This is a genomic window from Paraburkholderia sp. RL17-373-BIF-A (assembly GCF_046030175.1).
Classification (GTDB): Bacteria; Pseudomonadota; Gammaproteobacteria; order Burkholderiales; family Burkholderiaceae; genus Paraburkholderia.
In genome coordinates this window covers 70,185-83,641 of the sequence record NZ_JARESO010000014.1, presented here as the reverse complement: position 1 = coordinate 83,641, position 13,457 = coordinate 70,185, and the positions used below count along the sequence as shown (strand labels likewise).

General features: G+C 63.0%; 8 protein-coding genes. 5 read left to right on the top strand and 3 right to left on the bottom strand.

Going from position 1 to position 13,457, the window contains the following annotated elements; all coding sequences use genetic code 11:
- Window positions 1–38: 38 nt before the first annotated feature.
- The 5 genes from tssE (at window position 39) to tssA (ending at window position 7,420) form a co-directional block, all read left to right on the top strand.
- The gene (tssE, locus tag P0D80_RS19015; RefSeq protein WP_408286003.1) at window positions 39–518 is read left to right on the top strand and encodes a type VI secretion system baseplate subunit TssE; all 480 of its coding nucleotides are present in this window, start codon (window positions 39–41) and stop codon (window positions 516–518) included.
- Between the two features lie 135 nt (window positions 519–653).
- On the top strand, window positions 654–2,492 hold the full coding sequence (tssF, locus tag P0D80_RS19010; RefSeq protein WP_408286001.1) for a type VI secretion system baseplate subunit TssF: 1,839 nt from the start codon (window positions 654–656) through the stop codon (window positions 2,490–2,492).
- Window positions 2,456–3,550 (top strand): type VI secretion system baseplate subunit TssG, encoded by a 1,095-nt coding sequence (gene tssG, locus P0D80_RS19005; RefSeq protein ID WP_408285999.1) that lies wholly within the window; start codon window positions 2,456–2,458, stop codon window positions 3,548–3,550. Before tssF ends, tssG begins: the two co-directional genes overlap by 37 nt.
- Before the next feature lie 35 nt (window positions 3,551–3,585).
- Complete coding sequence (gene tssH / locus P0D80_RS19000; RefSeq protein WP_408285996.1) at window positions 3,586–6,261, top strand: type VI secretion system ATPase TssH; 2,676 nt, start codon at window positions 3,586–3,588, stop codon at window positions 6,259–6,261.
- Between the two features lie 52 nt (window positions 6,262–6,313).
- Window positions 6,314–7,420 (top strand): type VI secretion system protein TssA, encoded by a 1,107-nt coding sequence (gene tssA / locus P0D80_RS18995; RefSeq protein WP_408286128.1) that lies wholly within the window; start codon window positions 6,314–6,316, stop codon window positions 7,418–7,420.
- A gap of 94 nt (window positions 7,421–7,514) precedes the next feature.
- Here the strand turns inward: tssA and P0D80_RS18990 are convergent, their stop codons facing one another.
- From P0D80_RS18990 to tssM, 3 genes are read right to left on the bottom strand one after another with little or no spacing between them, the layout of a single operon-like run.
- Window positions 7,515–8,471: an OmpA family protein gene (locus P0D80_RS18990; protein ID WP_408285994.1), complete on the bottom strand. Its 957-nt coding sequence runs from the start codon at window positions 8,469–8,471 to the stop codon at window positions 7,515–7,517.
- A 4-nt stretch (window positions 8,472–8,475) separates the two neighbouring features.
- Window positions 8,476–9,468 carry a type VI secretion system-associated protein TagF gene (tagF, locus tag P0D80_RS18985; RefSeq protein WP_132382940.1) on the bottom strand — a complete coding sequence of 331 codons (993 nt, stop codon included), beginning with the start codon at window positions 9,466–9,468 and terminating at the stop codon, window positions 8,476–8,478.
- The gene (gene tssM / locus P0D80_RS18980) at window positions 9,465–13,349 is read right to left on the bottom strand and encodes a type VI secretion system membrane subunit TssM (RefSeq protein ID WP_408285991.1); all 3,885 of its coding nucleotides are present in this window, start codon (window positions 13,347–13,349) and stop codon (window positions 9,465–9,467) included. Before tssM ends, tagF begins: the two co-directional genes overlap by 4 nt.
- Window positions 13,350–13,457: the final 108 nt, after the last annotated feature.

Below are 13,457 nucleotides of genomic sequence, written 5' to 3'. Positions count from 1 at the left end.
GGTGTGTGCCTTGCATCGATCCGTTTCTTCGGACGCTGATGAAACGCTTCGAACCCAGCTTTCTCGACAAGCTGTTCGACGACGAACCGCATCTGCCGGCTTCCCCGGCGATGCGGCAATTGTCGTTGGATGAATTGAAGAGCACGGTCGCGCGCGACGTCGAGGCGATCCTGAATACGCGCATTGCGCTGACTGAACACGAATTGGCGGCGCTGCCGGAATGCCAGCGCTCGGTGCTCACGTACGGTCTGAATGATTTCGCGGGCCTGAGCCTCGCAAGCCATTACGACCGCACCTTCATCTGCAAATCGATTCAACAGGCCATCGCGCGGCACGAGCCGCGCTTGCAGCAGGTGGCGGTCACGCTCGAATTGAACGAACAATCCACCAATGCGTTGAACTTTTCGATTCAGGCGCTGCTGGTGGTCCATCCGGCGGAAGAACCGGTGAGTTTCGATGCGATGCTGCAGCCTTCCACGTTGCAATACTCGGTGACGCGCGCACGCGCGAAGCTGTAGTAGCAGAATTTTCAACCGCTGCATTCGCGTAGCGGCGTTGTCTAGCAGTTGCTTTGTGTACCGCTTTGCCGCAGCCGTTACGCGCAACGGTGGCGATCGTTTGGGCGGAGAGGCTTCAGGTCCGGGGATAGATCGATGGAAGAATTGCTGCCGTATTACGAGCGCGAGTTGTCATTTCTGCGGCGCTATTCGCGCGACTTCGCCGAGCGCTACCCGAAGATCGCGGCGCGTCTGGCCATGTCCGGCGAGCACTGCGAAGACCCGCACGTCGAGCGGATGATCGAATCGTTCGCGTTGCTCGGCGCGCGCATCAACAAGAAACTCGACGACGATTACCCCGAATTCACCGAGGCGCTGCTGGAAGTGCTGTATCCGCACTACCTGCGGCCGTTTCCGTCGTGCTCGATTGCGCAGTTGGGCACGTCCGCCGCACTGAGTCATCTGACCGAACCGGTTCGGGTCGAACGCGGCACCGAACTCAAGTCGCGGCCCATTCGCGGCGTGCAATGCCGTTTCCGTACCGCCTACGACGTGACGCTGGCGCCGATCCGCATCTCGGAGGCGAAATACACGTCGGTGGCGATGGCGCCGAGTGCCACCGTACTGCCGGGCAATGCCACGGCGATCGTGTCGATCACCTTTGAATCGACGGCGGCGCAACTCGATCTCTCCGCGCTGAAAGTCGGGACACTGCGCACGCATCTGCACGGCGAGCAGTCTTTTATCGCGGCCGTGGCGGATTGTCTGTTCATCAACGGAATGGCCACTTACGTGGAAGCCGACCGTCGCGGCGTGTGGAAGCAATTACGCGAATCGCCGGTCGTGCAAGCCGGTTTCGACGAAGAAGACGCGCTGATCGACTATCCGGCCAAATCGCACCCGGCGTACCGGTTGCTGACCGAATACTTCGCGTTTCCCGAGAAATTCAATTTCGCCGACTTCGATCTGGCGGCGATGACACGCGCAAGCGGCCGCTGCCAGCGTTTGACGCTGCATGTCGTGTTGAAGGAAGTGCGCAGCGACTCGCACATTGCGCGGCTGCTGGATTCACTGGCCGCGCATCATTTCCGCCTGTTTTGCACGCCGGTGGTGAATCTGTTCGAACAGCACGGCGAGCCGATCCGTATCAGCCATCAGGCGATTTCGTATCCGGTGATCGCCGAAGCGCGCCGCGCGTTTGCCTACGAAGTCTATTCGATCGATTCGGTGAAACTCGTCAGGCAACAGGCGCATGAAGAATCGGTGATTGAATTCCGGCCGTTCTATTCATTGCATCACGGCGAAGCGGCGCGTGCGGGTCACTATTGGTTCGCACGGCGCAATGATTGGGTCGCGCAGAAAAGCCCCGGCTACGAGACTGAAATCTCGATCGTCGATATTGACTTCGAACCGGCCGCGCCGCAAACCGATACCTTGAGTCTCGATCTGACGTGTACCAATCGCGATTTGCCCGCGGGCCTCGCGGTGGGACTCGAAGGCGGCGATCTGTTTCTCGAAGGCGGCTCACTGACCGGCAGCATCTCGATGCTGCGCCGGCCCACGCCGAGCGTGCGCTTCGAGCGCGGACGCGCCGCGCATTGGCGGCTGATCTCGCATCTGGCGTTGAATCACGTATCGCTCGCGAATAGCGGCTTGTCGGCGCTCAAGGAAATGCTCGTGCTCTACGACTTGCGGCGCACGGCGGTGTCCGCGCGGCATATCGACGGCCTGGTCGGCATCGAGCAGCGCGCCGCCGTGCAATGGCTGCCGGGCAAACCGTTCGCCACGTTCGTGCGCGGCATTGAGATTCGTTTGACGATCGACGAAGAGCATTTCGTCGGCACGAGTCTCGCGTCGTTCGTGCGCGTGATCGACACGTTTTTTGGGCTGTACGTGCATCTGAACAGCTTTGTGCAACTGGTCGTCGTGTCGAAGCGCACTGGCGAGGAGATTCTGCGATGCAAACCGCGCAGCGGCGAATCGATCCTGGCGTAGTCGAGCAGCTTCTCGACGAGCCGCATCGCTTCGAGTTTTTTCAGGCGGTGCGGATTCTCGAGAAGTGGTTCGCGCAGCAATCGCCAACCCACACCGGACGTCCCGGCGAAATCGTCGCGCGGCGTATTGCCTTTCGCAATTCGCTGTCGATGTCGTTTCCGCCGAGCGAGATTCACGGCGCGCAGTCTTACGACGACGCGGGCGCGGCGCTGAAGGAAAAAGCACAACGCACGGTGGCGCTCGAAAACGGCTCGCTCGACAAGGTCGATATCACACCGGCTTTTTTCGGTTTGCTCGGCGGGCAGGGCGCATTGCCGCTGCATTACACCGAGCAGATCATCGCGCGTGAGCAGATCAAGCGGGATCGCGCCGCGCGTGAGTTTTTCGACGTGTTTTCGAATCGTGCGACGGCGCTGTTCTACGCGGCGTGGAAGAAATACCGCTTACCGTTTCACTACGAGCTGGATCGCGACGAACGCTATTTGCCTTTGCTGCTCGCGCTCGCCGGCGTCTCCGACGACGACACACGCAACAGCCTGCAAAGCGGCGACGGCGCGCTATTCGACGAGGCGATTGCCGGTTACGCGCTGGCTGCGCGGCATCGGCCGGTATCGGCGGCTTATTTGCAACGCACGCTGTCGGAGTACTTCAAGGTGCCGGTGCGCGTCGAGCAGTTCATCGGCAAATGGTACGACGTGCCACGCGATCAGTTGACCTTGCTCGGCAGCGTTAACGCGACGCTCGGCGCGACCGCGCTGGCGGGCGAGCGCGTCTGGCAACGCGACATGCGCGCGCGTCTCGTGATCGGACCGCTCGACAAGGCCGACTATGAAGCGTTTTTACCGGGCGCCGATCGCGCCGTGGCGCTCGAACGCATGCTCACGCTGCTGGCCGGCGCTACGCTCGAATACGAGGTGTCGCTGGTGCTGCGCCGCGAGGCCGTCGGACCGAGCCTGTTGAGCAAGGGCGCGCGCCTCGGCTGGGACGCGTTCCTCTGCACGAAGGAAGCCGACCGTGACCGCGCGGATGCCCGCTACGAATTGCACGTGATTCACTGACCATAACGACAGAACCCGGACCCGGACCGCACGACATGAGCACGTCCCTCAATACCCTGATCGCCAAACTGAACCCGACCTGCCGGCAGGCGGCTTTGCTGGCGGCGAACAATTGTCTTGCACGCGGTCACTACGAGGTCGACCTCGAGCATCTGGTGCTGGCGCTGCTGGACGAACCCACGAGCGACGTCGCGCTGGTGCTGCGCGCGAGCAGGATCGACATGCACGCATTGCGCGCGGATCTCGAGCGCGAGTTGCAGCGTTTGAAAACCGGCAATACGCGCACGCCGGTATTTTCGAAGCATCTGATCGAGTTGCTCGAACAGGCGTGGCTGATTGCGTCGCTCGATTCGCAGATCGGGCGGATCCGTTCAGGGCACCTGTTGCTGGCGCTGCTGACCGCGCCGGATCTCGCGCAATTCGCCGAGCGCATGTCGCCGTTGCTGCGCGAAGTGCGCGTGACCGACCTGAAGCACAAGTTCGATGAGTTGACCGCGGGTTCGCGCGAAGTCGAGCGCAGCAATGAGACGCAAAGCGCGGAAAGCGGCGCGGACGATGGGACGCCGACCGATACCGCGCCCGGCGCGCCGTCGAAAACGCCCGCGCTCGACACGTACACGAGCAACCTCACGCAGCGCGCGCGTGAAGGCAAGATCGATCCGGTGATCGGCCGCGAGGGTGAGATTCGCCAGACCATCGACATTCTGATGCGCCGCCGCCAGAACAACCCGATCATGACAGGCGAAGCGGGCGTCGGTAAAACGGCGGTGGTCGAAGGTCTCGCGCTGCGCATTGCCGTCGACGACGTGCCCGCGCCGCTCAAAGGCGTAGCGCTGCACGTGCTCGACATGGGTTTGCTGCAAGCCGGCGCGAGCGTGAAAGGCGAGTTCGAAAACCGCCTGAAGAACGTGATCGACGAGGTGAAGAAGAGTCCGCATCCGATCATTCTCTTTATCGACGAAGCGCACACCATCATCGGCGCTGGTGGCCAAGCGGGGCAGAACGATGCGGCCAATCTGCTGAAGCCGGCGTTGGCGCGTGGCGAATTGCGCACCATCGCGGCCACGACATGGAGCGAGTACAAGAAGTACTTCGAGAAAGACGCTGCGCTCGCGCGGCGTTTCCAGGTCGTGAAGATCGAGGAGCCGAGCGAGACGCTCGCCGCGGCCATGCTGCGCGGCATGGCCGCGTTGATGGAAAAGCACTTCAACGTGCGCGTGCTCGACGATGCGATCACGGAAGCGGTGCGTCTGTCGCATCGCTACATCAGCGGCCGGCAACTGCCGGACAAAGCGATCAGCGTGCTCGACACCGCTTGTGCGAAAGTCGCGCTCGCGCACAGTTCGACACCCGCAGCAATCGACGACACGAAGAAGCGCCTGGAACGTATCGACGCTGAAATCGCCGCGCTGGAACGCGAAGTGGCGAGCGGCGCGCTGCACGACGAACGGCTCGCCGAATTGCGCGGTCTGCGTGAAGAAGACCTTAAGGATCTCGCCGAAGACGAAGCGCGCTACGACAAGGAACGTGCGTTGGTGACGGAGATCGTCGGCTTGCGCGCGGACATCGACGCGGCGCGCGTGAGCAGCGCTGACCCTGCACAAGCCGACAAGGCACAGCAGGCACGCGAAACGCTCGGCACGCGCGTAGCCGAATTGCACGCCTTGCAAGGCGGCCAACCGATGGTGCCGTTGCAGGTCGACGGTCACGTGGTTGCCGAAATCGTCGCTTCGTGGACCGGCATTCCGCTTGGCCGCATGGTCAAGGACGAAATCCAGACCGTGCTGAACCTGCAACCGTTGCTGGCCGCGCGCGTGATCGGCCAGGACCACGCGCTCGACGCGATCGCGCAGCGCGTGCGCACCGCGAGTGCGAATCTCGAAGACCCGAACAAACCGCGCGGCGTGTTCATGTTCGTCGGACCGTCGGGCGTCGGCAAGACCGAAACCGCGCTCGCGCTGGCCGACGTGCTGTACGGCGGCGAACGCAAGATGGTCACGATCAACATGAGCGAGTATCAGGAAGCGCACAGCGTATCCGGCCTGAAAGGCTCCCCGCCGGGCTATGTCGGTTACGGCGAGGGCGGCGTGCTCACCGAAGCGGTACGCCGCAATCCGTATTCCGTGGTGCTGCTCGACGAAGTCGAAAAGGCGCACCCCGATGTGCTCGAAATGTTCTTCCAGGTGTTCGACAAGGGCACGATGGACGACGCCGAAGGCCGCGAGATCGATTTCCGCAACACGCTGATCATTCTCACTTCGAACGTCGGCTCGCAGGCGGTGATGCAGGCCTGCCTGAACAAGAGCGCGGAAGAGTTGCCCGACGCCGACGAACTCGCGGAGACCTTGCGTCCGCAACTGTACAAAGCGTTCAAACCGGCATTTCTCGGCCGCATGAAAGTGGTGCCGTACTATCCGATTTCCGACGACGTGCTCGCCGAAATCATCGAGTTGAAGCTCGATCGGATTCGCCGCCGCATCGAGGCGAATCACAAGGCGGTGTTCGAGTGGGACGAGTCGCTGGTCGATGCGGTGCTCGCGCGTTGCACCGAGGTGGACTCCGGCGCGCGCAACGTCGATCACATTCTGAACGGCACGCTATTGCCCGAAATCGCGCAGCAGGTGCTGGAGCGTGTGGCGAACGGCGCGGCGATCGAACGCATTGCCGTGCGCGCGAGCGAGGCGGGCGAATTCGACTACACGGTGGTGTGAACGGACGCCCAATCTGTTTTAATGCCGTACCGGATACTTATTGCTTTCTTTCATGCCGATCAATCTGAACACGTTGCTGGCTCCGCTCAGCGAAACCTCGCCTTGTGGCGAAGATCTGCTGTTTTCAGCGGATTTCGATGCGATTCAGCACGCGCGCCGTTTCGAAGACCCGTCGCTGGATCAGGGCGAATGGGTCACGGAGATCAAGGAGGCCGATTGGCCTTTTGTGGTCGAGCGTTCGGGCAGTCTGCTGCAAACGCAGACCAAGGATTTGCGCCTCGCCGTGTGGCTCACTGAAGCACTCGCGATCGACGAGGGCATCAATGGTCTTTCGCAGGGCTACGCGCTGTTGACAGGGCTTTGCGAGCGCTACTGGGATCACGTGCATCCGCTGCCGGAAGGCGACGACACCGAGTATCGTCTCGGCAACGTCGCGTGGCTGGTCGGCCGCACCGGCGATCTGCTGCGCGCCATGCCGCTCACGTCGTCGCAAGGCAATGCGTACAGCACGATCGATTGGGACGTGGCCACGCACGTCGCGCAAGCGGTCAAGCGCGATCCGGATCACGCCGACGATATCGCGCGCGGCAAGCCGTCGATCGAACAAATCGAGGCGTCGAAGCGCGCTACGCCGCCGGCGTTTTACTCGGCGCTGCTGCTAGATCTGAAAGCGTTCGAAGCGGCCATGCTCGCACTCGAACAGGAGCTGGACCGGCGCGCCGCCGACTCCGCGCCGAGTTTCCGTCAGGCGAAGGACGCGTACGAAAGCGTCTACCGCCTGGCCGAGCGCTTTGCACGCGAACTGGGCGTGAACGCCGAAGCGCCGCCGCCCGCGAAAACGCCCGCGCCCAACGAAGTCGAACGTGCCGAGCCTACTTTCAAGACCGCACCGCAACGCGAGGAACCTGTGTTGACGACCATGCCGACGAGCCCGATTGCAGGAATCCAGAGCCGTGCGCAGGCCGTCGCGCAGTTGCGTGCGGTGGCCAAGTTCTTTCGCGCGACGGAGCCGCATAACCCTGCCGCGTATTTCGCCGACAAAGCGGCGGAGGCAGCGGATATGCCACTGCATCAATGGCTATCGACCGTGGTGAAAGACGACGGATCGCTCGCGCATATTCGCGAGTTGCTGGGCGTGAAGCCGGAAGAGAACAGCTGAACAAAGCCTTCAACGCAGCAAACAAAAAAGCCTGCCTTCGGTTATCTATCGAAGCCAGGTTTTTCTTCACGCACACCGCCACGCTGGCGCTAACTCAAGATCCCGCACGAAACTCGATACGCCGATTCCGTGCCCGTCCATCGGTCGTGTCGTTCGACGCGATCGGCTGATCCGGGCCGACGCCCGTCGTCGTCATCTGTTGCGGCGGGATGCCTTTCGCGACCAGATAACCCTTCACCGCATCCGCGCGCGCCTGGCTCAGCGCGATATTCGACGTGCGGTTGCCCGAGTTGTCAGTGTGCCCGATGATCGCGACGGTTTTGGTCGTCATTTTCCCCATCGCGGCGGCCATCTGATCGAGAATCGCGCGGCCTTGCGGTGTGAGCGTCGCGCTGCCGGTTTCGAATTCGATCGTGCGATTCGCGAGCGTCTGATCGAGCAGGCCTTGTTCGGAAGCGCTCACGCGCAGGCCGTTCTTGATCGTGTAAGTCGGGTTCAGCGCATTCGCCATGTCGCTCGCGAGCTGCTGGCGCTGCGATTCGTTGTGCACTTCGCCCTTCATGTCGATCTGTGTGCCGTCGATTTTCAACTGGCCCTTGCTGATCTGCTTCAACTGCGGGCCGATCAACTTTTGCACGTTCGCGGACCAGTTCGGCGGTGTGGCCACATCGGCGACTTCGATCTGATCGACCACGTTGGCCGCGCCGTACGTGTCGCGCAAGCGCGCAAGCACGGCCGCCTTGGTCGCTTCGTCCGGCACCTTGCCGCCGACCACGACCTGGCCCGGCGTCGCGTTGGCGGGCGGCGGCGCCGCGGTAATCGCGCCGGTGCCGGAGCCGGTCGTGCCGCTCGCGAGTCCCGCCGTATTCACCGCAGGGCCAGCATTGCCCACCGGCGCCGACGAAGCCGGCGGCAGCATCGTGGTGTGAATCGAAATGCCGCTGTTGTCGACCGGCGTGACGCGAGCCGGACCGTCGTTGTCGGCATGCGCGAGGGCGCTCAGCAGAAGACCGGCGAGCAGCACGGACGTGCGAATGGAGAGATTCAGCATCGTGTCACGCTCCCGTGAATGCTTCGCGGAACGTGTCGATGCTGACGCGCAGCGACAGTTGCGGTTGATCGAGGTAACTGACGAGCTTGCTGATGCCATGATCGTTTTGTGCGTGTTCGTCGATCCACTCGGGATCGTCGATATCGATGTTGTGCGCCGCGTACGACTGCGGATCGACCACGCTGTGCAGCGTCTTGGCCGAGGCGCCGTTAAAGCCGATGATGAGCCGCTCGCGCTCGGCAATCGTGCCGATGAAAATCGCCAGCTCGAAATCCGCCTGCGCGACGAACGGCGCAATTAGTTCGAGCCAGAACGCGGCAACGAGGCTGCGGTAGAACGGATCGTTCGGCAGCGGCAAGGTCAGTCCGCGTTCAAGGTGCGACGAGCCGCTTTGCATCACCGGACGCAGCAGTGAGCCGAGCGCCAGCATCGCGCCACGCAGACGCACCGGATGGCCGCTCGCGAGCAGCATCTGTTCGAGCCCGGAGAGTGTCTGGTGTTCGACGAAGTCGTTGAAGGTGCCGTCGTGCGGATTGCCCGGACCGGCGCCGATCTCGATGGGAACCTGCGTCTCGCCGAGCGCCTGCAGCGCGCCGGGCGGTTCGCTGGCGCCGAGTAGCGGCTTCATTTGCGCCGCGACGCGCGACCAGAGGCGCGCGAAGGCGAGCGGACTGTGCGCGAGGAACGTCAGCGGCTTTTCGACTTCGAGCGCGGTCGCGGCAAGAAACGGAAAGCGCCGCGACGACTGATCGTGGCTCGCCATCATATGCCCGGCGATCGCCAGCTTGCTGCGCGAACCGAGGAACGCGAAGTGCATCGGCTTGGCATTTTCGTAGACGATCTTCCAGCGCGGATCGTCGGTGAGCAGTTCCATTGCTTCGGCGATCCAGCGGTCTAGCGTGGCCAGCAATTGCGGGTTATGCGCGCTCTTCACGAAGTCGCCGCGCGACGGGATCTTGCCGAAGTAGGCGATTTGCGCCTGCACGGTTTGCGTCATTGCGCACCCCCTGTATTCGAAACCGCGGTGGCGGCCGTAGCCGGCCGTGCCGCGGGCGTTGCCGGCGCGGCGGCGGGCAGGGAGCCCGGCGCACCCGCGGCGGTCGCATTGACCGAATTGGCCGCCGCGCTCACATCCGCCACCGAGGACGGCAGCCGCAAGCCGCGCAGGCTCTGCTGTTGCGGCGCATCGCTGCTGGCGCTCGACGCCTGCGACGTGCTGATGATGCGCATGCTGACCGCCACCGTCACGCTGCCTTGCGTCCACGACAGATCGAACGTGCCGTCCGGACGACGCTTGCGTTGCGCCGAGTTGATCAGTTTCTCCAGACCGTAGCGGCCCGGTTCGTTGACCAGTTGCAGCGTGCGGCCGTCGAAGGTCGTGGCGCTCAGTGTCGCGCCCGGCGAACCCGACGGATTCGGCCACACGAAGTTGGTCCACTGCGGCGGTGTATTGCGGTAGCGCATCTGCTGACCGTCGATCGCCAGCGTGTATTCCGTCGTGCCGCTGCTCGGCTGCGGCAGGATCTGGAACACGGTCTGCGGTTCAGCCGAGCCTTGACCGGCCGCTGCGCCGGCCGCGCCGCCTGCAAGCGGCGCTACCCAGCGCGCGAAGCCGTTGGTGAAGTCAGGCGTGAGCGCGAGACCCATATCGCCCCACGTGCGAGCCGTCAGTGTGTCGCCACGGCGCACCGCGAGCGGCCCGAGCGTGGTGCCGACGAACTTGGCGATCGCGCCGTCCGGGCCGAACACCTGGGCGATTTCGCCGGCGCCGGCTTCGACCTTCGCGTCGCTGGCAAACGGATACTTGTTCGCGAGCGAGCCCTGGAAGCTCTGATACACCTGCGCATTCCACACCTTGTTGACTTCGACGCTGGCCGGCTGGATCACCACCGCATACGCCGCCATCAACGGACGCACGAGCAGCGGACGCAGGGCTTTGCGCTGCGAGTCGGTGAGGCCCGTAAGCATCTGTTCGTCGACGTACTTCAGCGAATCGGCGAGTTCGGAGCCGCTGCCGTCGAGCGTCTGCTGCATCAGCTGGCGCGCGCCCGGTCCCGGATCGCCCTGATTCTTGATCACGTTAAAGCGCGTGCGGACTTTCGACAGCGTCTCCATATAGCCCTTGAGCATCGAGCCGTTGTCGCCGCTCACGACGATACGGCCCAGCGCCGAGAACTCCTGGCCGATCGGACCCATCGGCACTTCGACCGGATTGCCGTTGATGTCGATGTTCGCGTTGAGCTGGCCGGTCGGCGCACGCGAGAACCAGTTCTTGAACCAGCTCGTCACGCCCGTTTGCGCGCGCTTCAGGTTCGCGTTGAAGAGCGACGGGTTGTCCCATGAAGTCTGGTCGTACGCGGTTTCGAGCACCTTGCGGATCGGCGAGTCCTGCGGATCGCCCAGACGGTTCATCGCGTCCACGGCCTGGCCGAAGCTGCCGAAACTCTGCACCGCAATGCCTTGCATGAACTTCTGCCAGTGCATCGCGTACTCGGTCTTGTACATTGCGACGAGCGCTTTCTGGATCTGCTCGGGGCTGCCTTCGAGCGTCAGGTCGTCGTGCGCGGACGTGTTGAGCACCCAGTCCTTCGCCTGCAACTCTTTCGTGGCGGCGTCGCGAATGGCGGGTTGCACGTACTGGAACCACGCCTCACGCGTGAAGGTGCCAGGGATCGCATAGCTGCCCGCCACCAGCGCCGTATTGTTTTCGCCGACAATGCGCGCGATCGTCATCGGCGCGAAACGGGTCGACGCACGCGCCTTGATTTCCTCGTAGACGCGCTGACGGGCCGGCATGCCGCGCACCACGCGGCGCAGGTTCTCACGCGTCTGATCGACAAGGCCGAGGTTCTGGTCGATCATCGGCCAGTCGTCGTCGGAAACGCGCGACAGGTAGAACGTGATCATGCGTTCGGCGCTGCGGATCATCTCGTCACGAGGCATGTTGCCGCGATTCGTTTCGAGCCAGCCGCGCCAGAAGCGGGCGACCTGATCGGTGAGGTGAGCCGTTTCCACATGACGCTTGTCGCTCAGCATCAGGTAGGTCTTGAGCGCGTTGTACGCGTCTTCGACGTTGGTCGGCGAGGCGTCGCTATACAGGCCGCCCTGGCTGTTCGCGCTCATCGCCGAGTGCGTGGAGACAGGAATTGCGGCGGCGTCCGGCGCGCGGTTCAACGGCGCGAGCTGATCGGGATGCGCGTTGACGTCTTTCAGGAACGACGCGAGATTCTGCGAGACCGGATCGAGCAGGATCTGACGCACGCCGTTGTAGTACTCGGTGAGCAGGCGCTGTTCGAGGCGATCGCCTTGATAGAGCCCGAGCGACACCGCGAGCGGCCGGTCGCGGCGGAACTGTTCGAGTTGGTCGATGCGGTCCTCCAGCACGTCCATGGCCTGCAGGCGCGATTGCAGGTCGTTGCGGTTCTGCTGCAAACGCACGACATTGTCGAGATCGGCCTGCACGTTCGCCGTGAGCTGCTGGTTGTTGACCGTCGACCAGGTCCAGCCGCCGAGCGCCAACGCGAGCACCGCGACGAAGCCGAAGAAGGTCGCATAGCGCATGCGCGTCTTGGCGGGGCTCGCGAATTGCTTGACCGTTTGCCGGTCGGCGAAGATCACCTTCGAAAACAGGTCGCGCAGGAAGAAGCCGTTCTTCGAAAACGCGCTATGCGGCTTGGGCAGGCTATCGGAACTCAGGCCGAAACGGTTGGCGATGCGCGTGGCCGCGGCGCTATTGGTTTCGCCTTCCTGCAAGGCGCTGGTGAAATAGAAGCCGCGGAAAATCGGCTTGTACTGGAACGGGTTGGTCTCGAACAGCGTGGCGAGAAACGCGCGCAACGCGGGCTTGATGGTCGAAAATTCGAGCGGAAAGCTCAGTTGGCCCGGCGAGAGTTTGTTGCCGCGATTGATCGACATTTGCGCGACACTGATCTCTTTCAGGCCGTCGTACAGCTCTTCGAAGTGTTCGTCGAAGAGGCCGACCACGTCGCGCTTTTCATCCGGCTCGTAGGGCAGGGTGGCGCCCCATACGCGGTCGTATTCGTGGCGCTCGCTGCCGCTGAAGAATTCGGTGAAGCCGGTAATCAGGTCGGCCTTGGTGAACATCACATACACCGGCGCGAACACTTCGAGCTTTTCGGTCAACTCCTGCACGCGCTGGCGCAGGTTCTTCGCGAGATTGATTGCGAATTCGGGCTTGTTGTTGGTCAGTTCCGCAATGCTCGCCGTGACGATGATGCCGTTGATCGGCGCCTTAGGCCGGAAACGTTTGAGCAGGCCGAGAAAGCCGAGCCATTCGGTGCGGTCTTCTTCATGCACGGAATAGCGGCCGGCGGTGTCGAGCAGAATGCCTTCGGTCGTGAAGAACCAGTCGCAGTTACGCGTGCCGCCAATGCCGTGGATCACCGCGTTGTTCTTGTCCGCGAAGGGGAACTGCAAGCCTGAATTCAGCACCGCGCTGCTCTTGCCCGCAGCGGGGTTGCCGATCACGATGTACCAGGGCAACTCGTACAGCGCCGAACCGCCCGAGACCTGGCCGATCTTCGAGGTCTTGATGGTCTTCACCGCATCGACGAGGCGCGTGCGCAGCACGTCGAGTTCGGCCTGGCGCGCGGGCGTAGGCGCGGGACCGGCTTCGGCCTGCTTCTCCGCCTGCTGCTCGAGCATCTCACCGAGCTTGCGGTTCGCGCGGCGCGCGCGCAGGCGGCGCACGATCCACACCAGCAGCCACAGCGCGATCACGGCGCCGAGCACGATCGCCGGCCACATCAGGTCGATCTGCAAGGTATCGGCGCCGATGAATAAGACAGCAGCGAGCGCGAGCAGGCCGATGATCGAGAGCGTGCGTGTGTGGGTCAACACGTTGAGAATGCGTCGCATAAGCCGTTCAGGTCTTGATGATGAGTGTTGTGGCGCGTGGTGTGGCAGGCAGCATGGCGCGCGTACGCCGTTTGAAATAAAACGAAAGCATATTCAGGCGAAAGCGAA